Below are 20,667 nucleotides of genomic sequence, written 5' to 3' on the forward strand. Positions count from 1 at the left end.
CACCGTCCCAGCCTACGTCGCGGCACCGACAGGTTTCCGCTCCCCGGCGATCACCTCCGCCAACAGGGGCAGCTGCCGCTCGACCGCACCGGGTTCCAGCGAGCCGACGCGCAGCAGCACGTGTTCCGCTCCGGCCTCCGCGTATCGGCGCACCGTCGCCGCGACTTCCTCGATCGGGCCGGTCACGGTCGCCTGAATGGTGCTGATCTGCGCCAACGGCCGTCGATAAGTCGCCTGTGCGTAGTCCTCCAGGACGCGAAGGCCACGACTGCGGTCGGGGTCGACGTAGGCAGTCAAGAACAGCGACGGCGTGACCGTGCGATCGCTGGTGGCGCGGATCGTCGCGAGGCCGGACGCGTAATCCGCGGGATCCGGCGGGTACGGGAGCCAGCCGTCGTAACGCAGCGCGGTGCGGCGGAGCGCGGCCGGCGTCGCGCCGCCCAGCCAGATGGGCGGTCCGCCGGGGCGCGCGGGCCGGACCGCCTGCGGCAGCCAGTCGTAGTGCAGGACCTTCCCGTGGAACGACTGCGGCTGCCCGGTCCACAGCTCGCGCCAGAGCGTGACGACGTCGTCCAGATGCGAGAACCGCGTCCGGAAATCGACCCCGGCCAGCTCGAACTCTCGCTCGCTGAAGCCGGGGAAGCCCGCGCCGACGCCGACCGCCAGCCGTCCTTCGGAGATGAGGTCGACCGACGCGAGCGTCATCGCGGTCTGCACCGGATTGCGGTGTGCGGGCAGCAGCACGGCAGTGCCGACCGTGACGTGTTCGGTGGCCTGCGCGACCGCGGTGAGCAGGGTGAGCGGTTCGATCCTGGGCCGGGAAAGCGAGTCACCGGCCCAGATCGACGCGAATCCGAGCCGTTCGGCTTCGCGAGCCAACGCGACGAGGGCACGCGGGGTGCCGCCTGCTTCGAGCTGTGCCTGTCCGGCAGGAAGAAGTAGTCCGAATTCCACGCCGTCGACGATCCAGCGCGGCCGGGCACCCCGGCAATTCCCTGCGGGGAATGGCAGGCGGACCCGAGCACCGGCCAGAATCGCGCAGGTGCCCACCACGTTCGCCGACGCCTTGCGCGACGCCCGTTCCCGCCGTCGGCTCAGCCAGCTCGACCTTGCCCTGAAAGCCGGGACGACGCAGCGTCACGTCAGCTTCATGGAACGCGGCCGTTCGCTGCCCGGCCGCGGCATGGTGGTGCGCGTCGCCGAGGCGCTCGGCCTGCCGCTGCGCGAGCGCAACGCCTTGCTGCTGACCGCCGGGTACGCGCCGGTCTACCCCGAAACGCGGCTGGACGACCCCGCGCTGACGCCGGTCCTGGAGTCGCTGCGCGCGCTGCTCGCCGGGCACGAGCCGTATCCGGCGCTGGTCGTGAACCGCTACGGCGACCTCGTCGCGGCGAACGACAGCTTCGATCTGCTCACCGAAGATGTCGCCGCCGATCTGCTCGAACCGCCGATCAATGTGCTGAGGCTGGCGTTGCACCCGCGCGGGATGGCACCGCGCATCCTGAACTTCGCCGATTGGGCGCAGCACGTCCTCGAACGCCCTCGCCGCGGTCTGGCACACGGACCTGATCCGCGACATCAGGCGTTGCTGGACGAACTCACCGGCTACCTGCCGTCGCCCGGCGAACCGTCCGGCGACCATCTCGGCTTCGCCGTGCCGCTGCAACTGTCCAGTTCAGCGGGCGAACTGCGACTGCTCACCGCGATCACGCAGTTCGCCACCGCGGTCGACGTCACGGTCGCGGAGCTGAGCCTCGAGACCTTCCTGCCCGCCGACGCTTCGACAGCGGAACTGCTCAAGGCGCGACCCACCCGGTGACCTGACCCATCGTCAGCTCCACGCCCGCCCACAGCAGTGCCGCACACAGGCTTCCGACGAAGAAGCGTCGGTACGACAGTCCGGCGGAACCGGCGACGCGCGGCACGAGAGTGCGTACGCCCGCGAGGCACCGCCCTAGAACGACTGCGGGCACGCCATAACGCGCGACGGTCGCTTCAGCCTTGTCCCACTTCGCTTCGCCGATCCGCTGCCCTACGCGCGACCGTCGCAGCTTCGGACCCCACAGTCGTCCCTCCCAGTACGCGAGCTGGTCCCCCGCTAACGCCGATGCGACACAGACTGCGAGCGCTGGCCACAGCTGTAAAGTCCCTCGTTGCACAAGGAACCCCATGAGCAGCAAGGTGGACAGCGTCGGCAGCACGATGCCGGGCAACAGCGCTGTCTCGGCCATGATCACCAGTGCGCAGATCAGGTAGACGAGCGGCGCGGGAGCGTCAAGAAGTGGCTGAAGCAGGCTGTCCATAGCGGTCCAGTCCCGACCGCACTGGCAAGGCCGCGCGGTACACGTACGCCGGCGGCAGGTTCCGCCAAACCACACTGGTGCGTTCGACAACCGCGAAGCGGCTTCGCAGCAACCGTGCGAAGCGACGCGCTGGCGGCGTCCAAGCGGTGTGCGCGTACGCGAAGGTGGTGAAACGGCCTTGCGGCGAAAGCACTTCGCAGACGGCATTCAGTACCGCGGCCTGTGGCGCAGCGTGCATAGCTGTCCACGGCAAGCCGGAGACGACCACGTCGACCGGCATGGTCACGTACGCGGCGACGTGTTCCGCAGAGCCTTCCGCAATGTGCAACGACGGGAAGCGGGTACGTAGCTCCTGCACGAGGTGCGTGTTGATTTCTACCGCCGTGAAATGCGCGTCGCGCTGGAGCATGCGAAGCAGTACTTCGGTGAACACGCCCGTTCCCGGCCCTAGCTCCACGACGCTGTGCGCGCTTTCAACGCCCAGGCCCGCAGTCATCACTCCGGCCAGCCGTGCCGAGCTCGCCGCGATCGCGCCGGTACGCATCGGATGCCGGAAGAACTCCCTGGTAATCGACATGTTTGTGACGGTATGAAGCGACTCGGTCGTCGCGGATCACCTCGGTCGGCGGGAAAAGTCGTCCGCTCGGAGGACCACAGCCATCCTCCGGAACGACGCGCGCGACGACGCCCGCGAGTTACGTTCGTTTCGTGCGGGGACTGGTGATGTGGGTGCGCAAGCAGCGTTGGTTGCTGGACTTGCCGCTGTACGCCGTCTTCGTCGCCTTCGGCCCCAACATCGCGGATCAAGAGACGTGGCTGATCCGCATGGCTTCGATGCTGTTCCTGCTGCCGCTGTTGCTGCGTCGCCGCTTCCCGCGCACAGTCGCGCTCCTGATCCTCATCGGCGTAGCAATCGTCTACACAAACGAAGTGTGGGCATACGACCGCGGCCGCAGCGACCTCGCGATGGCAGTCATGCTGTACACGCTCGTCAAAGCCGGCGACAGATGGTTCATTGGCTTCGCGGTTGCTGTCGTCGGGCTGGACGCCTTCTGGGGATTCACCTGGGGCACCAACACCCTGAACCCGACGCTCACCATCTTCGGCGCACTGCCGCTGTACCTGGCAGCCTGGGCGCTCGGTGCGTTCTTCCGCACGAAGGAACACCTCGCCGAAGAAGAACGGTTAAGAGCGGAACTGGCGGCGTCCGAGGAACAAGCCCGCAGTCGCGCTTCAGTCGCTGAAGAGCGCACACGGATCGCGAGAGAGCTTCACGACGTACTCGCACACAGCATGAGCGTGATCGTCCTGAACGCCGAAGGAGCGAAGCTCGCACGCCATCACGATCCCGACGCTGTCGACCGTACGCTCGACACCATCAGCAAAACCGGCCGTTCCGCGCTCGCCGAACTGCGGCGGCTGTTAGAAGTGATGCATGCTGGCGAACCCGCACGCGCTCCGCAGCCGACGCTCGACCAGTTGCGCACGCTCGTCGCGCAGTCCGGCCGCGACATCACACTCGAAGTCGACGGCGACATCGCCGACCTGCCCGCCGGAGTCGCGCTTCAGGCGTACCGCATCGTCCAGGAGGCCTTGACCAACATGCTCAAACACGCGCCGCCTGACGCGACCGGCCGGGTCCGGGTCGTCTTCGCCGGTCCGGAAATCCACATCGAGGTGACGAACTCCGGCGGACGGCAACCGGTCGAGGCCGGACTGCCCGGGTCCGGGCGGGGGCTCACCGGCATGGCCCAGCGCGTCGCGATGTACCACGGCAAGCTCGAAACCGGCGCGCTGCCGGACGGCGGCTACCGCGTGTCGGCCACGCTGCGGACGGACGCCGCATGACGTCCGTGCTGATCTGCGACGACCAGGAACTCGTGCGCGTCGGCCTGCGGATGATCGTCGACAGCCAGCCCGACCTGGAGGTGGTCGCCGAGGCGGGCGACGGCGCGGAAGCCGTCGAACTCGCCCGCGCGCGACGCCCGGACCTCGTGCTGATGGACGTCCGGATGCCGGTGCTCGACGGCGTCGCGGCCACCGCGCAGATCTGCGCCGAACTGCCGGACACCTCGGTCTTGGTGATCACGACCTTCGACCTCGACGAGTACGCCTACTCCGCGCTGCGCGCCGGGGCCAGCGGATTCCTGGTCAAGGACGCGCCGTCGGACGAAATGCTGGTGGCGATCCGAGGCGTGCTGCGCGGTGACGCGATGGTGTCGCCGTCGGTCACGAAACGCCTGCTCGACCGCTATCTCAGCGCGCACCGGACGCCGCTGGACGAGCAGAAGCTGGAGACGCTGACCGAACGCGAGAAGGACGTGCTCGGCCTGATCGCGCGCGGACTGTCGAACACCGAGATCGCCGCGACGCTGTTCATCGGCGAGACGACGGTGAAGACGCACGTCGGCCGGTTGCTGAACAAGCTCGGGCTGCGGGACCGGGTGCACGCGGTCGTGTTCGCGTATGAGTCCGGATTGGTACGCCCGGGCGGCTGAATCGAGGCATGCTTGGACTCATGCGTCTCGTCGCGTTGCTCGCCTCTGTCCTGCTGCTCTCCGCCTGCTCGGCGGCGCCGGCGAGTTCCCCGGCGAAGCCGGAGCCGAGCCGGTTCACCGTACGAGAAGTCGCGGGCGGCCTCGAACACGGCTGGGACGTCGCCTTCCTGCCCGACGGTTCACTGCTCGTGCCGCAGCGCCCCGGCAAGCTCGCGCTGGTCCGCGACGGCCGGACGACCGACGTGCACGCCGATTTCTCCGACGTCCTCGTGCAGGGCGAAGGCGGCCTGATGGGCCTGGTCCTGGCGGCGGACTTCGCGACCTCGCGCGAGTTCACCACCTGCCAGACCCACCAGGAAAACGGCCGCGCGGTGGACGTCCGGCTCGTCACCTGGCGGCTCGCCGACGACGGCGCGAGCGCGGCGAAGGTGCGCGACCTGCTGACCGGCCTGCCGGTGAACCCGAGCGGACGCCATTCCGGCTGCCGCCCGACGCTCGCTCCCGACGGCGCGCTGCTCGTCGGCACCGGCGACACCGCGCGGTCCACCGTCGCGCAGGACCGGCACAGCCTGGGCGGCAAGGTGCTGCGGATCAACGCGAAAACCGGAGAACCGTTGCCGGGCAACCCATTCCTGTCCTCCAGCGACCCGAACGAACGCCGGATCTACACCTACGGACACCGCAACGTGCAGGGCGTCGCGATCCGGCCGGGCACCGGTCAGGTGGTCACTTCCGAACACGGACCGGCGTTCGACGACGAGGTGAATCTCCTGCGTCCGGGCGGAAATTACGGCTGGGACCCGTCGAAGGGCGGCACTGACTCCAGCTACGACGAGAGCGTGCCGATGACCGACACCAAGCGGTTCCCGGACGCGGTTCGTCCATTGTGGACTAGCGGGCAGATCACCGAGGCGACCAGCGGTGACGCCTTCCTTACCGGCAAGCAGTGGGGCGCGAACGAAGGCGCGCTGGTCGTGGTCGCTTTGAAGGGACAGAAACTCCTGCTGCTGCACTTGGACGCGGCTGCGAAGGTCACCGGAGTCACGCTGCCAGCGGAGTTCAACGACAAGTTCGGCCGGTTGCGCGCGGCGCGAAGCGGACCGGACGGCTCGCTGTACGTGACGACTTCCAACGGCAGCAACGACAAAGTACTGCGCGTGACCCCCGGCTGAGGTCAGCCGACGTACGCGCCGCCGTTCACGTGCACGACCTGGCCGGTGACGTGTCCGGCCTCCGGGGAAGCCAGGAACCGCACCACTTCCGCGACGTCCTCCGGCTTGCCCGCGCGCTTCGTCATCGTGTTCTCGACCAGCCGCTCCTGGCGCTCGGCGGAGAGTTTCCCGCGGAAGAATTCGGTGTCCACGATCAATCCCGGCGCGACGATGTTCGCAGTGATCCCGCGCGGACCGAATTGCCGTGCGGTTTCGGTATTCCACACTTCCACCGCGGCTTTCGCCCAGCCGTACGATTCGGCGCCGGTGTGTCCGGCGATCGAACCGATCGTGACGATGCGGCCGTTGTCGGCCAGTCGCTCCTTCAACGCCGTGGTCACGAACGCGGCGCTGAACAGGTTCGCCCTGAGGTTGGCCGTCCAGGCGGCGTCGAGCGCTTTCAGGTCTCCGTCGTCCGCACGCAGGAAATCCGTGTTGCCGCCGGCGTTGTTCACCAGCACGTCGATCCGTTCGGGCAACTGGTCGCGCGCTGCCTCGACCGCCTCGGGATCGCTCGCGTCGAAGCTCACCGCACGCGCGCCGAGCAGTGTCGCCGCCTCGGTGAGCACCTCCTCGCGCCGTCCGGTGATCGTGACCCGGTCGCCCGCCCTGGCAAACGCCGCGGCGATCGCGTACCCGATTCCGGTGCCGCCCCCGGTTACCACTGCTTCCCGATTCATCCCCACGTCCTTTATTGCTAAAGTACCTCTTGTGGACGACGGTACCGGCGACGGGGAAAACCCGTCAAGCGACGAGGTGGACGAGATTCAGCGGGCGTGGCTGCGGGAGCGGCCGGGCACGCCGGTGTCGTCCATCGGCGTGATCACGCGGATCTGGCACATCGCGAAACTGCTGGAGGACGACCGGCGCGCGACCATGCTCGAACTCGGGATGGACGCCTCGACCCGCACCCTGCTCAGCACGCTGCGCCGGGCCGGGCCGCCGTACCGGCTCAGCGCGGGCGAACTCGCAAAACGCTGCCGGGTCAGTCCCGGCGCGATCTCCCAGCAAACCGCGCGTGCCGAACGCGACGGGCACGTCCGCCGGGTGAAGTCCACTTCGGACCGTCGCGCGGTATACGTCGAGCTGACCCAGGCCGGCCACGAGTTGATCGAGCGAACCGTCGGCGATCTGCTGGAACACGAGGAGACCCTGGTGTCCTCGCTGTCTCCGGAGCAGCGCGATCAGCTCGCCGATCTCCTGCGCATCCTGCTCGCGGGCCTGGACCGGCGGGCGCGGAGGTAGGGTGGCTGACATGCCCACCATCGACAAAGTCGCCTGGCTGCACGTGGTCGACGGCAAGCTGCTCGCCGCGCGCTCGGCAGGCAAGGACACCTGGTACCTCCCGGGCGGGAAACGCGAGGAGGGCGAGTCGGACGTCGAGACGCTGATCCGGGAGATCGCCGAGGAACTGAGCGTGACGCTGGATCCGGCTTCCGCGCAGCCGGCCGGAACCTGGGAAGCGCAGGCGCACGGCAAAGCGGACGGCGTCGTGGTGCGGATGACCTGCTACACCGCGAAATACACCGGCGAACTGAAGCCGAGCAGCGAGATCGAGTCGTTCGGCTGGCTCGCCCACGCTGATCGCGACAAGGTGTCGGCGACAGTCCAGCTGATCCTCGACGACCTGCACACGCAAGGAAAACTGGTCTGATGCTGCGACTCGGGACCACGGTGCTCGGAGTCGCCGACCTCGAACGCGCGATGCGGTTCTGGTCCGCGGCGCTCGGGCTGGTCGAGGACCCGGAATGGGCGAGCGAGACGTGGCGGACGCTGGCTCACCCGGGCGGCGCGCACGCACTCGGGCTCATGCGAAGCGACTCGCCCGCCGAACCCATGCCGCGGCTGCACCTGGACCTCTACACCGACACCGCGGACGAACAGCGTGCCGAGGTGGAACGGCTGATCGGGCTGGGCGCACAACGGGTCGACTGGCCGCACTACCCGCCGGAGCCGGACTTCGTCGTCCTCGCCGACCCGGACGACAACCTGTTCTGCGTCGTGGATCTGAGCAACGCGCCGTCCGGCAGCTGAACGCTCAGCCGAGCAGCCGGGGCTTGTTTTCCAAGTGGGACAACCCGTTCCAGGCGAGATTCACCAGATGCGCGGCGACCTCGTCCCGCTTCGGTTTGCGCGCGTCCAGCCACCACTGCCCGGTGAGCGCGACCATGCCGACCAGCGCTTGCGCGTAAAGCGCGGACAGCTTCTCCTCATACCCGCGCGCGGCGAACTGCTGCGCGAGGATGTGCTCGACCTGGCTCGCGATGTCGTTGAGCACAGTCGAGAAGGTGCCAGTGGAACTGGCGACCGGGGAATCGCGGACGAGAATGCGGAAACCGTCGTGGGAATCCTCGACGTAGCTCAGCAACGCGACGGCCGCCTGCTCCAGCATCACCCGCGGGTGTCCACCGTGCAGCGTCGAAACCATCCGGTCGAGCAGCAGTTGCGTCTCCCGGTCGACGACAACGGCGTAGATGCCTTCCTTGCCGCCGAAGTGCTCGTAGACAACCGGTTTGGACACGTTCGCCCGCGCGGCGATCTCCTCGACCGAGGTGCCGTCGAAACCCTTTTCGGCGAACAAAGCGCGCGCCACGTTGAGCAACTGCTGCCTGCGCTCGCTGCCGGTCATCCGCACCCGGGCGACCGGTGCGGCCGGCCTCGCACCGGTGACCGCCGCTTCTCGCTTCGCCCGTCGTCTCCCCGCCATTCGCAGCAGGGTAGTCGTGAGTGGCAATCACGGTTCTAACCGGGATTGCCACTCACCACTGTTATTTACTCTCAGCCGCGATCCGGGCCAGCCGCTGCGGAGTCGGCCACCTGACGTCGTGCACCCAGCCGAACTTTTCGAACATCCAGATCAGCCGCGCCGACATGTCGATCTGGCCGCGCTTCACGCCGTGCCGAGCCGAAGTCGGGTCCGCGTGGTGCAGGTTGTGCCAGGACTCGCCGAAGGAGAAGATCGCCAGCGGCCAGAAGTTCGCCGAACGGTCGCGCGCGGCGAACGGGCGCTCGCCGATCATGTGGCAGATCGAGTTGACCGACCAGGTCACGTGGTGCAGCACGCACACGCGGACCAGGCCTGCCCAGAAGAACGCGGTGACCGCGCCCCACAGCGACCACGAGATCAGGCCGCCCAGCAGCGCCGGTCCGAACAGGCTCACCAGCGACCACAGCCAGAACAGGTCGTCGACCTTGCGGATGGCCGGGTCCTTCACCAGATCCGGCGCGAACCGCGCCTGGTTGCTCTGGTCCCGGTCGAACAGCCAGCCCATGTGCGCGTGCCAGAAACCCTTGGCGATGGCCAGCGGCGAGGTGCCGTACGCCCACGGGGAGTGCGGGTCGCCGTCGCGGTCGGAGAACGCGTGGTGGCGCCGGTGGTCGGCCACCCAGGTGATCACCGGGCCCTGCAACGCGATGCTGCCCGCGATCGCCATCGCGACGCGCAGCCACGGCTTGGCCTTGAACGAACCGTGGGTGAAGTAGCGGTGGTAGGCGACGGTGATGCCCAGCCCGCTGATCCCGTAGAACACGACGAAGAGCGCGACGTCCAGCCAGGTCAGCCCCCAGCCCCAGGCGAACGGAACCGCGACCAGCAGCGCCACGATCGGCAGCAGCACCCCGAAGTACACCGACAGCTGGACCCCGATCGACCGCTGTCCTTCGATGATCGGCTTGGGGCCCTTCGGCGGGTCGCCCGCTGACTGAGAACGATCGAGGGTGGCCGTCATGCGCTCACTTCTTTCCTCTCACAACCCCTTGCGAAGGGTGCCCTTACCTACGGTGTCGTAAGTTACGGTACAGGAGGTTTCCGGCGCTGTGGAGGCCCGAAAAGTCCGATTGCCCGGTGCCCGGGACGGCCCTGTGGCGCACGCCTCCCCCTCCTGGCGCCCCCGTCCTCGATCATCGCTATCCTGACCTGGACCGATCCGCCGTAGTGTAATCGGCAGCACTTCAGATTTTGGTTCTGACAGTTCAGGTTCGAATCCTGGCGGCGGAGCTGCACATCCGGCGAGGGCGATGGGAGTGGGGGCGGCTGAGCGAGGAACCGAGCGACCCCGCGGGCGCCCGTCGCCCGACCCTGGTCGAGATGTCGGACGCGTGGCTGGTCGGGCGCGCGCGGGAACTCATCGCGGCCGTTCAGCGCCAGGAGCACGAGAACCAGCTCGAGATCGTCAAGATCATGGACGAGCTGCTCGAAGAAACCCTCCGCCGGGGTGAGCCGACCCTCGTCGCCCAGCTGCTGCGCGCCTCCGCATTCTCCCGGCTCGTCACCCGCGGCCTCGCCGCCGAGGCCGAACCCCGGCTCGACGAGATGCTCGCGCACACCCGCCGGCACGGCCTTTCGCTGCTGCGCGCGGACGCGCACGCGCTGCGCGGGCGCCGGCTCGTGCTCGCCGCGCAAGAGGACGCCGCGCTCACCGAGATCGCCCGCGCGCTCGCGATCCTCGACGACTCCACGATCCCGGACCGCCAGGTCGGCGTCCGCAACTGGAACCGCATGCAGTCGATGGCGCTCATCGACTGCTGGATAGTGCTCAACCAGCTCGGCGTCTACGAGGCCGCCGAAGAGGTGATCGGCCGCGCGCACCAGGCGATCCGGGAAAGCGCGAGCCCGCACGAGATCACCCTGCAGCTGATGAACCGGGTCAAGATGCTGCTCGGCTGGGGGCTGCGGCTCGAGCGGATCGAGCAGTACGACGAATCGGCGGAGAAGTTCCGCACCGCGGCGTCGATGGCGGTGGCCGCGGAAGGCCCGTTCGCCGAATCGCTGTTCCCGCGCAAGATCGGCGTGTCCGCGGTCGACCAGGTCGGCGTGCTGGCCGCGGCGCTCGCACTGCACGACCCGTCGGCCGAACACGTCGAACGGCTGCAGGGCATGCATCTCGGCCACCACTATCCGCACGAGCAGGAACTGGTCGCGATCGCGCTGGCCCGCTGCCTCGACGCGGCCGGGCGCCGCTCCGACGCGCTGCAGGTGCTGCGCGAGTCTCGCGACGTGCTGGCCGAGGACGTCTCGCAGCCGTCGATGCGGCTCACCCTCTCCCGCGAACTCGCGCGGCTCGACCCGGAAGCCGCGAGCCAGTCGCTGATCGACTACGCGACCGCGCTGGAAACCGAAATGTGGGCGCTGCGCGAATCGCAGATCGCCACGCTGAACGCGCGCCGCGAGCATGAACGGCTTTCCGCCGAGCACGGTGCGATCACCCAGCAGGCACTGCAGGATCCGCTCACCGGCCTGCCGAACCGCCGCGCGCTCGACGAACGGCTGCGCTCGCTGGCGTCGTCGGCGGACGCCCAGCCGCTCGCGGTCGCGCTGGTCGACCTCGACGGGTTCAAGGGTGTCAACGACAAGCAGTCGCACGCCGAGGGCGACAACGTTTTGCGTGTTGTCGCAAGCACTCTGCGCGACGCTTTGCGCGGCGACGACGTGGTGGCCCGTTACGGCGGCGACGAGTTCATCGTGCTGCTGCCCGGCGCACCGGCGTCGGCGGCGAAGATGGCTCTCGGCCGCGCGGCCAAATCGGTCGCGACGCTCCCGCATCACCTCTCGCACGGTGTGACGTTGTCCATCGGCCTGGTATCGCTGCGTCCGCAAGAGCGGGCCGAACAGGTGCTCGCGCGCGCAGATGCGGCGATGTACGAAGCAAAACGCGGCGGTGGCAACCAGGTGGCGTCGGCCAACTCGATGGCAGGCGACGGCATGGGCGGCTGGCCTGGGGAAACGGCTCCGACCGACCCCGCGTGGAGCGCTGAAGACCCCACGTAGGATCGTTGGTGCTCGTCAACGCACCGGTGAATCGTTGGGAGACTCGTGAGCGGCCCGCTGAGCACGCTGATCCTCGCTGCGGGTGAGGGCACCCGCATGCGTTCCTCCACTCCTAAGGTGTTGCACCCGATCGCCGGAAGGCCGCTGGTGGAACACGCCGTGCGCGCCGCCGCCGGCCTCGCGCCGCAGCATCTGGTGGTCGTGATCGGACACGGCCGCGACGCCGTGCGCGCCGAACTCGATCGGGTCGGCGAGGCACTCGGCCGCGAGGTCTCCACCGCCGTGCAGGAAGAGCAGAAGGGCACCGGGCACGCCGTTTCGTGCGCGCTCGCCGAACTGCCGGAAGGACTCACCGGCACCGTGATCGTCAGCTACGGCGACGTTCCGCTGCTGGACACCGAAACCCTCGAGTCGCTCCGCGCCGAGCACGCCAAGACGGGCAACGCGGTCACCGTGCTCACCGCCGAGGTCGCCGACCCGACCGGCTACGGCCGCATCGTGCGCGGTGCGGACGGTTCGGTCAGCGCGATCGTCGAGCACAAGGACGCGACGCCGGACCAGCGCGCGATCACCGAAATCAACTCCGGTGTCTACGCCTTCGACGCGGCCGTGCTGGTCGACGGCCTGTCGCGGCTGTCGACCGACAACGCGCAGGGTGAGCTTTACCTCACCGACGTCCTCGGCATCGCCCGCGGGGACGGCAAGGGCGTCGGCGCGCTGGTGGTCGACGACCCGTGGGTCACCGAGGGCGTGAACGACCGCGTCCAGCTTTCGGTGCTCGGCGCCGAGTACAACCGCCGGATCGTGCGCCGCTGGCAGCGCGAGGGCGTCACGGTCACGGACCCGAACACCACCTGGATCGAGGCGGACGTCACGCTCTCCCGTGACGTGCTGATCGAGCCGAACACCCAGCTCAAGGGCCATTGCACGGTCGGTGAGGGCTCCGTGGTGGGTCCGGACACCACGCTGACCGACGTACAGATCGGCGCGGGCGCGTCGGTCGTCCGCGTGCACGGTTCGGGCTCTGAGCTGGGCGACGGCGCCAACGTCGGTCCGTACACGTACCTGCGGCCGGGCACGAAGCTCGGCGCGAAGGGCAAGCTGGGCGCGTTCGTCGAGACGAAGAACGCGCAAATCGGCACCGGGACGAAGGTGCCACATCTCACGTACGTAGGCGACGCGATCGTCGGCGACCACAGCAACATCGGCTGTTCCAGTGTCTTCGTGAACTACGACGGGGTGGCCAAACACCAGACCGTTGTCGGTTCGCATGTCCGGCTTGGGGCGGACAACACGCTGGTCGCGCCGGTGCGGATCGGGGACGGCGCTTACAGTGGAGCCGGTGCGGTGATCCGCGACGACGTTCCGCCTGGCTCTCTGGCGCTGTCGGCCGGCCCGCAGCGCACCATCGAAGGCTGGGCGGTCCGGCGCAGGCCGGGCACGCCCGCGGCGGAGGCGGCGGAAGCCGCTCTCGCCGCCCAGCAGCAGGACACCGTTGTGTCCGAGTCAGCAGCAGGAACCGACGGGGAGTCGCCAGCATGAGTCCGAAGTCAGGTACGCCGAAGAAGAATCTGATGCTCTTCTCCGGCCGTGCGCACCACGAGCTCGCGGAAGAGGTCGCCAAGCACCTCAACGTGACGATCACCCCGCAGACCGCGCACACGTTCGCCAACGGCGAGCTGTTCGTGCGGTTCGAGGAGTCGGTGCGCGGTACCGACGCGTTTGTGATCCAGGCGCACACCACGCCCATCAACGAGTACGTGATGGAGCAGCTGATCATGGTGGACGCGCTCAAGCGCGCGAGCGCCAAGCGGATCACCGTGGTCATGCCGTTCTATCCGTACGCGCGGCAGGACAAGAAGCACAAGGGCCGCGAGCCGATCTCGGCGCGGCTCATCGCGGACCTGTTCAAGACCGCGGGCGCGGACCGGATCATGACGGTCGACCTGCACACCGCGCAGATCCAGGGCTTCTTCGACGGCCCGGTCGACCACCTGATGGCGCAGACGGTGCTCGCCGACCACATCAAGGCGACTTACGGCGACGCGGACATCACGGTCGTCTCGCCGGACTCGGGCCGCGTGCGGCTTGCCGAGAAGTGGGCGCAGCAGCTCGGCGACCGGCCGATCGCGTTCATCCACAAGACCCGCGACCCGGACAAGCCGAACCAGGCCGTGGCCAACCGCGTGGTCGGCAAGGTCGAGGGCAAGCTCTGCGTGCTGATCGACGACATGATCGACACCGGCGGCACGATCGTGAAGGCCACCGAGGCCCTGCTCGAGGAGGGCGCGGCGGACGTGGTCATCGCGACCACGCACGGCATCCTCTCCGACCCGGCCACCGAGCGGCTCTCGCAGTGCAAGGCCCGCGAGGTCATCGTGACGAACTCCCTGCCGATCCCGGAAGAGAAGCGCTTCCCGGGACTGACGGTGCTGTCCATCGCGCCGATGCTGGCGGAGGCCATCCAGCAGGTCTTCGAGGACGGCTCGGTCACGTCGCTGTTCGACGGCAACGCCTGAGTTTCCGCGGTTTTCGAACGACGCGGCCCGAGGTGGCGGCGCGGCCTGAATCAGGTCGGGTCGGCTGGCTCGGGTCGCGTCGTTTGGCGACCGAGCCTTTCGCCGGAACGAGGCGTGCCGGACCACGGATGGGCTTCTGCTCCCGCAGACGTCCGTGAGAGGAACCCTGCGAGGGTGTTGTGGAACCTAGGTGGTCAGTCTTTGAGGTCTTCCGCTAGGCGGCGGGCTGCTTCGGTTTCGATGGGGCCGCGGGGTTCGATGTGTTCGTCGGCGAGACGCGCGGCCATGAGCCGGATCATCGCGAACTGGATCATCGCCTCGGCGCGGGCGGTTTTGCGTTCGTAGTCGCGGGTCAAGCGTCTGCACCTCGTGAGCCAGCCGAAGGTTCTCTCCACCACCCACCGGCGGGGCAGCACCTGAAAGCCTGCCACATCAGCATTCCGCGGCACCGCCACGATCTCCGCCTTCTCTTGTCGGCGCGCCCAGTCGACGAGGGTGGCGTCCTCGGAATTGACGTAGCCCCGTCGGCCCACACCAGTTCCAGCAGGGGGAAGGCCCGCCGGATCCCGGTCAGGATCCGGCGGGCTCCGGGCCGGTCCTGCACCGACGCCGACGTCACGGCCATGCCCAGGATCAGCCCGAGCGTGTCGACCAGGACATGCCGTTTGCTGCCCCGCACCCGTTTGCCCGCGTCGTAGCCGATCCGCTCCCCGCCCTCGCTGGTTTTCACCGACTGCGAGTCCAGGCTCGCCGCCGACGGCTGCGGGTCGCGGCCGTCGCGTTCGCGGACCCGGTCGCGCAGCACGTCGCGCACGCGTTGCCAGGTCCCGTCCGCGGTCCAGGCGGCGAACACCTGATACGCCGTGGTCCACGGCGCGAGATCCCGCGGCGCCGACCGCCACGCACACCCGCTGGCCAGCACATAACTGATCGTGTCCACCACCAGCCGACGCGAATGCACCCGCGGACGCCCGCCCACGCTCGGATGGGCCCTGGGCAGCAACGGCTCCACCACCGCCCACTGCGCATCAGTCAACGACGAGTCATAACCCGGCTTGCGCACACAAACGCACACCCCACCGGATAATCACCACGCCACGCCGCTACCACAGCCGACACACCGAGCCGACCACCAGGTTTCACAACACCCGCTGAGGGAATCAGATTTCCTCGGGGTTTCCCTTCACGACAACAAGAACCAGCAGCCGCGCCCCCGTTGTCAGCCTGTGCGCCTCCCGCCCCGCGGGTGTCCTCACACACCTCCCATATCCGCCGACAACCACCTCTCCGGCCGCATATGGATCGCCATGTGCTCCCCCAGCTGCGTCCGCTCGAACTCCACATACCCGGCCACCTTGTCGGCAGGCAGGTACCGCGAAGCCATCTCCCACGTCAACTCGTAGCTGCCCGGCCGGGTCCGCACCACCGGTCCCTCCACCGACACGTACCGGACCGTCGGCTCGACCCGTTGCACCATCAGGCTGAACCGCCCCGCCGCCTCGATCGCCTTCGCCTTGCGCGATTCCGGTTGCGTGATCACCCACAGCTCGCCGCCCGGCGTGTACTGGTACCAGATCGGCACCGTCAACGGCGCGCGGTCGGGGCGCTCGACCACCGAGAGCGCGCCGATGTGCGGTTCGGCCAGAAACTGTTCCCGTTCTTCGCTCGACAACACCATGCCCTCGAAGCTAGCGAGGGGGTACGACAAAAACCGGGTTCCGCCGGCGGCGAAAACCGGTGCGTCACCCGTACGGGACTGGCTAGCGTCACAGCCATGGGGAAATTCGAATTCGGCGTCAGCCTGCGGCTCACGGCCAACGGCACCGAGTGGACCGAAAAATGCAGGCGGGCCGAGGAGCTCGGCTACGACCATCTGACCGTTCCCGACCATCTCGGGCCGGGGCGGCTGTCGCCGTTCCCCGCGCTCACGGCCGCCGCGGCAGTGACCGAGCGGGTGCGGGTCGGCACGTTGGTGTCCAATGTGCCCTTCTACAACCTCGCGCTCTTCGCCCGCGATGTCGCTACTACCAACAAACTCACCGAAGGCCGCTTCGAACTCGGGCTCGGCTCGGGCCACATGAAGCACGAGTTCGACGACGCGGGACTGCCGTGGCGCAAAGCCGCTGACCGAATCGCCTACCTCACCGAAGGGCTCGACGAACTGCGCACGCGCGTCGAGGACGAGGGCGGCATGCCGAAGCTGCTGATCGCGGGCAACAGCGACGGCGTGCTCAAGCTCGCCGCGGAACAGGCGGACATCGCCGGATTCGCCGGACTTCGCCAGGACCGCGGCCGTCCGCCGGGCACGTTCGTGCTCGACAACGACGTGGCGATGGACGAACGGGTCGCGTATTTCCGTTCGCTGGCAGGGGATCGCGAGGTCGACTACAACATGCTGATCCAGCGCGTCGTGGTCACCGACGACCGGCGCGCGGCCGCGGCGGAGTGGCACGCCGAGACCGAGGAACGCAGCGCGGCGGACGTCGATGAACTGTTGCGCGCACCGCAGCTTCTCTTCGGCACGGTGGACGAGATGGTGCAGCAGCTGATCGCGCACCGCGAACGGTACGGCTTCTCCTACTTCACCGTTTTCGAGGCGATGATGGAGACTTTCGCTCCGGTGGTGGCTGAGCTGCGAGGTCACTAGCCGCCTGCACCTTCGCGACGGCGTCTCCGGCGATGAGCGTGAGCACCCGGCCGAGGAGCCCGTCCGGCACGGCTTCGTCGTCGATGTCGGCCTCCACGGCCAACCCATTGCTCAAGGCGAGCAGCACGACGGCGAATTCCTCGGCGGGCAAAGGAAGTTCGAGGGCCAAACCCTCGGCGAGCCGGTTCAGGGCGCGCGCGATCGTGTCGCGAACCTCCCGGCGGCGCCGGCGCAACGCGTCGCGCCGCCGGTCGTCGTGGTGCGCCATCGCGAAAAACTCGGCCAGCAGCCGGTGCCACACCGCGTCAGCGCGCATTTCGTACATCAGCACCGCGGCGACGTTCGCCAGCCCGGCGCCGCCGTCGTCCGCTTCGGCGAAACTCGTCAGGCTCGCTTCGAGCCGGTGCGCGGCGTGCTCTTCCATCAACGCCAGCACCAGTTCGTCTTTTGACGCGAAGCTCGAGTAGACCGCGCCTTTCGTCAGCCCGGCCGCCGCGGCCACCTCGGTCAGTTTCGTCGCGGCGATGCCCTGTTCCCCGAACACGGCGAAGGCGGCGTCGAGAATGCGCCGCCGCGTCTCCGCCCGCGTCGGCCGCGTCCGGCCGGTCATCGGCTTCTCCCTCATCCGGGGGTTGACAGTGGCTCAGCCCGCTCAATACCTTCAGGTATCCAATACCCACGGGTATCCAGTGTCAAGGACTCTGTCAAGGACGACAGGGAAGGACCGCTCCGATGAGGTTGCGTATCGTCCTGGCCGCCGCGGCATTGCTGACCGCCGCGTTCGCCGCCCCAGCCACCGCCGCCCCGACCGGCGGCGTCAACGATCCGGCGTGCCGGCCGAGCAGCGCGCATCCGCGCCCGGTGGTGTTCCTGCACGGACTCGGCGCGACGTCCTATGAGGACTTGAACTATCTCCAGGATCACGTCGCTGCCAAGGGATATTGCACCTTCAGCCGGACTTACGGCGCGTACCCGCAGTTCCCGCTCGTCGGCGGACTCCGCCCGATCGCCGACTCCGCAACGGAAATCAAGCAGTTCGTCGGCGAAGTACTGCAGGAAACCGGTGCGGCGCAAGTGGATCTGGTCGGCCACTCCGAGGGCGGATTCCAGTCCCTGTACGTCACGAAAACCCAAGGCATCGCCGACCGGATCGGCTCCGTCGTCGCCATCGCGCCGCCTGCGCACGGCACCACCTTCGCCGGCCTGACGAAGCTGGCGTACCTGCTGGGCGCGCGCGAAGAAGTGGGCAAGGCGCTCACCGCGTTCGGCTGCCCGGCTTGCGACAACCTGATCACCGACGGCAGCGCGGTCCAGACGCTCACGAACGGTCCCATCGCGCAGCCCGGCGTCCGCTACACCGTGCTCACGTCGCGCTTTGACGAACTGGTCACGCCCACCGAAACGTCTTTCGTGCGCGAACCGGGCGTCACGAACGAATACGTCCAGGACACCTGCCCGTTCGATCCCGTCGGGCACATCGGCGAGGCCTACGACCTCAACGTCTGGAACCTGGTCACCAACGCGCTCGACCCGGAGCACGCCACGAAATTCCTGTGCACCGCCGGATCTCCCGGCTGACCCGGCAGCAGAAAACCCGGTGGCGCCACGAGCACCACCGGGTTTTCGCGCGCTCAGTACGCCAGGGTGAACCGGGCGCGCGAGTGCTTCGGCTCCTCGATCTCGTCCAGGAACGCGATCGCCAGGTCCGCGCCGCTGATGTGCGAGCGGCCGTCGGCGTCGCTGACCAGCACGTCGCCGCCGAGGCGGAACTTGCCGGTGCGCTCGCCGGGGATCCAGGAACCGAACTCGGCAGCCGGGCTGACGTAGAACCAGTCGACGTCGGACGGCAGCTCGCGCAGCGCCTCCAGGACGAGGACGTGGCTGCCCGCCTCCGGCTTGTACTCCTCCGGGAACTCCGGGGTGTCGATCACGCGCGGACCGTCTTCGCTGACCCGCAGCGAACCGGCACCGCCGACGATCGCCAGCCGCGCGCCGTTCGCGCGGGCCGCCTCCACCAGGGTCGGCAGGGCGTCCACCAGGCGGCGGCCCTGATCGTCCGCGCGGCCCGGCGTCGCGACCACGAGCACGTCCGCGCCCTTGGCCACCGAAGCCACGAATTCCGCGTCGTGCATGGACCCCGACCGCGCTTCGACCTCCGACGGCAATCCCTCGGCCTTGCGCGCGACCCCGGTCACGGAGTGCCCGCGCCGCAGCGCCTCGTCGGTGATCCGGCCACCGGCGAATCCCGTCGCGCCGAACACCACCAGCTTGCTCATTGCCGCTCCTCGAAAAGAAAATCCGTATCGACGCCACCGATGGTAAGGACCGGTCTTCGGCTACTTCAACGGAAGAAACGCACCTCGAGGTGAGCGTGCAGGTCAGCCGCCGAGCGCGGCGAAAGCGGTGGCCAGCTTCGCCTTCACCGCGTTCGCGTCGACCGGCGAACGCACCTCGGCGACCGCCGTCGGCTTCGCCAGCACCTGGTAGCTCGCGGTGCGGTTGGGCAGGGTGAATTTCACCGAACAGGACATCGTGATGGTCGCGTCCGCGGCGGCGTCGCCTTCGGTGGCACAGCTTTGCGAGCCGAGCGTGTCCGCGCTGATCTCCACCGAAAGCTTGATGTGCACGTTCGGTTTCGAGCCAGGCTGATTGCCGACGACGCTGTTCGAAACGTCCACTGTGGTCTTGCAGGAACCGACGTAGTCCTGGCAGTCGAGTTTGTCGTTGAGCACCGTGACGCTCGCCTGCGCGAGCCCGTCGAACGGCTGCCCGACGGCGTCGACCGCGGCGTTGAAGTCGTTGTGGAACTGCTTGATCTCGGCGTCGCCCAGCGGACGGACGCGGAACGCCGCACCCAGCTTCGGGCCGCCGCGCGGATCGAGCAGCGCGGGCGCGAACCCGGTGACCCGGTGCGGTTCGGCAGTGGTCACCTGCAACGCGCCGCCGAGGTCGTACACCTCGGTGCCGTCCGGCAGCTTCTGTTTCCGCGGCGCACCGGAACCGAGTCCGCCGAGCGCCTTGCGCAGTTCTCCGGCGAGCTTCGGCGGGGCCATCCGCACGGCCGGGTCGACCGGCAGTTCGCTGCCGACGGTGTGCACCCACCCGCTGCCGAACTGGGTGCTGTTCTCCTCCAGGCCGTGCGACTTCCAGTAGTCCGCGTCGGCCGCGAGGTACAACTGCCCGTCCGGTTCGGTCAGCCGCACCGGCTTGCCCTCCAGCGGCAGCGCGCCGAAACCGTTGCCGTCACGCGCGACGCGGTACGTCAACGTCGCCGGATTGCCGGCGCCGTCCTTCAGCGTCGCGTCGTATTGCAGCGCCGGTGCTTGCTCCAGCGCTTGCAGCGCGGCGTCGACCGCCGTCTGCTGCTGCGCACGCTGAGTAGCCAGCTGCCGGTCGGCATCGGACAGTCCCGCCGTGCCGGTCACCGCGACCTGGCAGCCCGCGAGAAGCCCACCAAGCAGCACCAGTGCTGTCGCAGTCCATCGAGCCCGCATGTCGGCCGCCCCTCTTTCCGCGGAAATCATGCCACTCCCACCAGATCGGCGGGCGGGACGGGATTTGTGTCGTCACCCACCCGCGCGGGGGAGGCTGCCCGGACCCGGTGCGCGCCCGCGCGGACCGGCTGGTTTACACTTCTCGGGTTGTCTCGGCGAGGCGGGTGCGCCTGTAGGTGCCCGGCGTGATCGACGCGGCGGCTCGAGAAGCCCCGTGGTCCGCTCACG

General features: G+C 68.5%; 23 protein-coding genes and 1 tRNA gene. 13 read left to right on the forward strand and 11 right to left on the reverse strand.

What is annotated here, in order from left to right; genetic code table 11:
* Window positions 1–12: 12 nt before the first annotated feature.
* Window positions 13–954: an LLM class flavin-dependent oxidoreductase gene (locus L3Q65_RS30410; protein WP_182889798.1), complete on the reverse strand. Its 942-nt coding sequence runs from the start codon at window positions 952–954 to the stop codon at window positions 13–15.
* Between the two features lie 88 nt (window positions 955–1,042).
* Here L3Q65_RS30410 and L3Q65_RS30415 point away from each other — a divergent pair, with 88 nt between their 5' ends.
* Window positions 1,043–1,819: a helix-turn-helix transcriptional regulator gene (locus L3Q65_RS30415; RefSeq protein WP_237597273.1), complete on the forward strand. Its 777-nt coding sequence runs from the start codon at window positions 1,043–1,045 to the stop codon at window positions 1,817–1,819.
* Here L3Q65_RS30415 and L3Q65_RS30420 read toward each other — a convergent pair.
* Together L3Q65_RS30420 and L3Q65_RS30425 are read right to left on the reverse strand one after the other, a co-directional pair.
* The gene (locus tag L3Q65_RS30420; RefSeq protein ID WP_182889796.1) at window positions 1,797–2,303 is read right to left on the reverse strand and encodes a DedA family protein; all 507 of its coding nucleotides are present in this window, start codon (window positions 2,301–2,303) and stop codon (window positions 1,797–1,799) included. The two genes, L3Q65_RS30415 and L3Q65_RS30420, sit on opposite strands and share 23 nt — an antisense overlap.
* Window positions 2,275–2,880: a class I SAM-dependent methyltransferase gene (locus tag L3Q65_RS30425; RefSeq protein ID WP_182889795.1), complete on the reverse strand. Its 606-nt coding sequence runs from the start codon at window positions 2,878–2,880 to the stop codon at window positions 2,275–2,277. Before L3Q65_RS30425 ends, L3Q65_RS30420 begins: the two co-directional genes overlap by 29 nt.
* A gap of 146 nt (window positions 2,881–3,026) precedes the next feature.
* Here L3Q65_RS30425 and L3Q65_RS30430 point away from each other — a divergent pair, with 146 nt between their 5' ends.
* From L3Q65_RS30430 to L3Q65_RS30440, 3 genes are read left to right on the forward strand one after another with little or no spacing between them, the layout of a single operon-like run.
* Window positions 3,027–4,151 (forward strand): sensor histidine kinase, encoded by a 1,125-nt coding sequence (locus tag L3Q65_RS30430; RefSeq protein WP_237600956.1) that lies wholly within the window; start codon window positions 3,027–3,029, stop codon window positions 4,149–4,151.
* On the forward strand, window positions 4,148–4,801 hold the full coding sequence (locus tag L3Q65_RS30435; RefSeq protein ID WP_182889794.1) for a response regulator transcription factor: 654 nt from the start codon (window positions 4,148–4,150) through the stop codon (window positions 4,799–4,801). Before L3Q65_RS30430 ends, L3Q65_RS30435 begins: the two co-directional genes overlap by 4 nt.
* Window positions 4,802–4,821: 20 nt before the next feature.
* Window positions 4,822–5,973 carry a sorbosone dehydrogenase family protein gene (locus L3Q65_RS30440; RefSeq protein ID WP_237597274.1) on the forward strand — a complete coding sequence of 384 codons (1,152 nt, stop codon included), beginning with the start codon at window positions 4,822–4,824 and terminating at the stop codon, window positions 5,971–5,973.
* A 2-nt stretch (window positions 5,974–5,975) separates the two neighbouring features.
* Here the strand turns inward: L3Q65_RS30440 and L3Q65_RS30445 are convergent, their stop codons facing one another.
* Window positions 5,976–6,692, reverse strand: a complete 717-nt coding sequence (locus L3Q65_RS30445) for an SDR family NAD(P)-dependent oxidoreductase (RefSeq protein ID WP_182889792.1) — start codon at window positions 6,690–6,692, stop codon at window positions 5,976–5,978.
* Between the two features lie 31 nt (window positions 6,693–6,723).
* Between L3Q65_RS30445 and L3Q65_RS30450 the strand changes: the two genes are divergently transcribed.
* The 3 genes from L3Q65_RS30450 to L3Q65_RS30460 are packed head-to-tail and all read left to right on the forward strand — an operon-like array spanning window position 6,724 to window position 8,046.
* Window positions 6,724–7,257: a MarR family winged helix-turn-helix transcriptional regulator gene (locus L3Q65_RS30450; protein WP_182889791.1), complete on the forward strand. Its 534-nt coding sequence runs from the start codon at window positions 6,724–6,726 to the stop codon at window positions 7,255–7,257.
* A 10-nt stretch (window positions 7,258–7,267) separates the two neighbouring features.
* Window positions 7,268–7,666 (forward strand): NUDIX domain-containing protein, encoded by a 399-nt coding sequence (locus tag L3Q65_RS30455; RefSeq protein ID WP_182889790.1) that lies wholly within the window; start codon window positions 7,268–7,270, stop codon window positions 7,664–7,666.
* Complete coding sequence (locus tag L3Q65_RS30460; RefSeq protein ID WP_182889789.1) at window positions 7,666–8,046, forward strand: VOC family protein; 381 nt, start codon at window positions 7,666–7,668, stop codon at window positions 8,044–8,046. Before L3Q65_RS30455 ends, L3Q65_RS30460 begins: the two co-directional genes overlap by 1 nt.
* Before the next feature lie 4 nt (window positions 8,047–8,050).
* On the opposite strand, the gene L3Q65_RS30465 is transcribed toward L3Q65_RS30460, so the two are convergent.
* A complete protein-coding gene (locus L3Q65_RS30465) occupies window positions 8,051–8,641 on the reverse strand; it encodes a TetR/AcrR family transcriptional regulator (protein WP_033288150.1) in 591 nt (196 codons plus the stop codon).
* A gap of 139 nt (window positions 8,642–8,780) precedes the next feature.
* Window positions 8,781–9,740, reverse strand: a complete 960-nt coding sequence (locus L3Q65_RS30470; RefSeq protein WP_182889788.1) for an acyl-CoA desaturase — start codon at window positions 9,738–9,740, stop codon at window positions 8,781–8,783.
* Between the two features lie 197 nt (window positions 9,741–9,937).
* Between L3Q65_RS30470 and L3Q65_RS30475 the strand changes: the two genes are divergently transcribed.
* The 4 genes from L3Q65_RS30475 (at window position 9,938) to L3Q65_RS30490 (ending at window position 14,298) form a co-directional block, all read left to right on the forward strand.
* Window positions 9,938–10,009 (forward strand) — tRNA-Gln (locus tag L3Q65_RS30475).
* Between the two features lie 90 nt (window positions 10,010–10,099).
* The gene (locus L3Q65_RS30480) at window positions 10,100–11,779 is read left to right on the forward strand and encodes a diguanylate cyclase (protein ID WP_182889787.1); all 1,680 of its coding nucleotides are present in this window, start codon (window positions 10,100–10,102) and stop codon (window positions 11,777–11,779) included.
* Between the two features lie 45 nt (window positions 11,780–11,824).
* The gene (glmU, locus tag L3Q65_RS30485) at window positions 11,825–13,321 is read left to right on the forward strand and encodes a bifunctional UDP-N-acetylglucosamine diphosphorylase/glucosamine-1-phosphate N-acetyltransferase GlmU (protein WP_237597275.1); all 1,497 of its coding nucleotides are present in this window, start codon (window positions 11,825–11,827) and stop codon (window positions 13,319–13,321) included.
* On the forward strand, window positions 13,318–14,298 hold the full coding sequence (locus L3Q65_RS30490; RefSeq protein WP_182889785.1) for a ribose-phosphate diphosphokinase: 981 nt from the start codon (window positions 13,318–13,320) through the stop codon (window positions 14,296–14,298). The genes glmU and L3Q65_RS30490 overlap by 4 nt, the downstream gene beginning before the upstream one ends.
* 194 nt (window positions 14,299–14,492) lie before the next feature.
* On the opposite strand, the gene L3Q65_RS30495 is transcribed toward L3Q65_RS30490, so the two are convergent.
* A protein-coding gene (locus L3Q65_RS30495) for an IS5 family transposase (protein ID WP_237597276.1) occupies window positions 14,493–15,373 on the reverse strand; the annotation gives its coding sequence in 2 pieces (ribosomal slippage) (window positions 14,493–14,821 and window positions 14,821–15,373; 882 coding nt in all).
* Window positions 15,374–15,550: 177 nt separating this feature from the next.
* The gene (locus L3Q65_RS30500) at window positions 15,551–15,976 is read right to left on the reverse strand and encodes a pyridoxamine 5'-phosphate oxidase family protein (protein ID WP_182889783.1); all 426 of its coding nucleotides are present in this window, start codon (window positions 15,974–15,976) and stop codon (window positions 15,551–15,553) included.
* Between the two features lie 96 nt (window positions 15,977–16,072).
* Here L3Q65_RS30500 and L3Q65_RS30505 point away from each other — a divergent pair, with 96 nt between their 5' ends.
* Window positions 16,073–16,945 carry a TIGR03621 family F420-dependent LLM class oxidoreductase gene (locus L3Q65_RS30505; protein ID WP_182889782.1) on the forward strand — a complete coding sequence of 291 codons (873 nt, stop codon included), beginning with the start codon at window positions 16,073–16,075 and terminating at the stop codon, window positions 16,943–16,945.
* Here the strand turns inward: L3Q65_RS30505 and L3Q65_RS30510 are convergent.
* On the reverse strand, window positions 16,881–17,555 hold the full coding sequence (locus L3Q65_RS30510) for a TetR/AcrR family transcriptional regulator (protein ID WP_182889781.1): 675 nt from the start codon (window positions 17,553–17,555) through the stop codon (window positions 16,881–16,883). The two genes, L3Q65_RS30505 and L3Q65_RS30510, sit on opposite strands and share 65 nt — an antisense overlap.
* 122 nt (window positions 17,556–17,677) lie before the next feature.
* Here L3Q65_RS30510 and L3Q65_RS30515 point away from each other — a divergent pair, with 122 nt between their 5' ends.
* The gene (locus L3Q65_RS30515) at window positions 17,678–18,523 is read left to right on the forward strand and encodes a triacylglycerol lipase (RefSeq protein ID WP_182889780.1); all 846 of its coding nucleotides are present in this window, start codon (window positions 17,678–17,680) and stop codon (window positions 18,521–18,523) included.
* Between the two features lie 53 nt (window positions 18,524–18,576).
* On the opposite strand, the gene L3Q65_RS30520 is transcribed toward L3Q65_RS30515, so the two are convergent.
* Both L3Q65_RS30520 and L3Q65_RS30525 read right to left on the reverse strand, forming a co-directional pair.
* Entirely contained in the window at window positions 18,577–19,221 is a 645-nt protein-coding gene (locus L3Q65_RS30520) for an NAD(P)-dependent oxidoreductase (RefSeq protein ID WP_237597277.1), read from the reverse strand.
* Between the two features lie 102 nt (window positions 19,222–19,323).
* Complete coding sequence (locus tag L3Q65_RS30525) at window positions 19,324–20,439, reverse strand: hypothetical protein (protein WP_237597278.1); 1,116 nt, start codon at window positions 20,437–20,439, stop codon at window positions 19,324–19,326.
* Window positions 20,440–20,667 lie beyond the last annotated feature (228 nt).

This window comes from Amycolatopsis sp. FU40 (assembly GCF_021903635.1).
Lineage (GTDB): Bacteria > Actinomycetota > Actinomycetes > Mycobacteriales > Pseudonocardiaceae > Amycolatopsis > Amycolatopsis dendrobii.

What these genes read in the sequence shown, in the direction of transcription:
- L3Q65_RS30520 (WP_237597277.1), bottom strand. Translation starts at nt 19,221, where the DNA reads ATGAGCAAGCTGGTGGTGTTCGGCGCGACGGGATTCGCCGGTGGCCGG.
- L3Q65_RS30440 (WP_237597274.1), top strand. Translation starts at nt 4,822, where the DNA reads ATGCGTCTCGTCGCGTTGCTCGCCTCTGTCCTGCTGCTCTCCGCCTGC.
- L3Q65_RS30420 (WP_182889796.1), bottom strand. Translation starts at nt 2,303, where the DNA reads ATGGACAGCCTGCTTCAGCCACTTCTTGACGCTCCCGCGCCGCTCGTC.
- L3Q65_RS30435 (WP_182889794.1), top strand. Translation starts at nt 4,148, where the DNA reads ATGACGTCCGTGCTGATCTGCGACGACCAGGAACTCGTGCGCGTCGGC.
- L3Q65_RS30460 (WP_182889789.1), top strand. Translation starts at nt 7,666, where the DNA reads ATGCTGCGACTCGGGACCACGGTGCTCGGAGTCGCCGACCTCGAACGC.
- L3Q65_RS30500 (WP_182889783.1), bottom strand. Translation starts at nt 15,976, where the DNA reads ATGGTGTTGTCGAGCGAAGAACGGGAACAGTTTCTGGCCGAACCGCAC.
- L3Q65_RS30505 (WP_182889782.1), top strand. Translation starts at nt 16,073, where the DNA reads ATGGGGAAATTCGAATTCGGCGTCAGCCTGCGGCTCACGGCCAACGGC.
- L3Q65_RS30480 (WP_182889787.1), top strand. Translation starts at nt 10,100, where the DNA reads ATGTCGGACGCGTGGCTGGTCGGGCGCGCGCGGGAACTCATCGCGGCC.
- L3Q65_RS30490 (WP_182889785.1), top strand. Translation starts at nt 13,318, where the DNA reads ATGAGTCCGAAGTCAGGTACGCCGAAGAAGAATCTGATGCTCTTCTCC.
- L3Q65_RS30510 (WP_182889781.1), bottom strand. Translation starts at nt 17,555, where the DNA reads ATGACCGGCCGGACGCGGCCGACGCGGGCGGAGACGCGGCGGCGCATT.
- L3Q65_RS30465 (WP_033288150.1), bottom strand. Translation starts at nt 8,641, where the DNA reads ATGACCGGCAGCGAGCGCAGGCAGCAGTTGCTCAACGTGGCGCGCGCT.
- L3Q65_RS30445 (WP_182889792.1), bottom strand. Translation starts at nt 6,692, where the DNA reads ATGAATCGGGAAGCAGTGGTAACCGGGGGCGGCACCGGAATCGGGTAC.
- L3Q65_RS30425 (WP_182889795.1), bottom strand. Translation starts at nt 2,880, where the DNA reads ATGTCGATTACCAGGGAGTTCTTCCGGCATCCGATGCGTACCGGCGCG.
- L3Q65_RS30515 (WP_182889780.1), top strand. Translation starts at nt 17,678, where the DNA reads ATGAGGTTGCGTATCGTCCTGGCCGCCGCGGCATTGCTGACCGCCGCG.
- L3Q65_RS30525 (WP_237597278.1), bottom strand. Translation starts at nt 20,439, where the DNA reads ATGCGGGCTCGATGGACTGCGACAGCACTGGTGCTGCTTGGTGGGCTT.
- L3Q65_RS30455 (WP_182889790.1), top strand. Translation starts at nt 7,268, where the DNA reads ATGCCCACCATCGACAAAGTCGCCTGGCTGCACGTGGTCGACGGCAAG.
- L3Q65_RS30430 (WP_237600956.1), top strand. Translation starts at nt 3,027, where the DNA reads ATGTGGGTGCGCAAGCAGCGTTGGTTGCTGGACTTGCCGCTGTACGCC.
- L3Q65_RS30470 (WP_182889788.1), bottom strand. Translation starts at nt 9,740, where the DNA reads ATGACGGCCACCCTCGATCGTTCTCAGTCAGCGGGCGACCCGCCGAAG.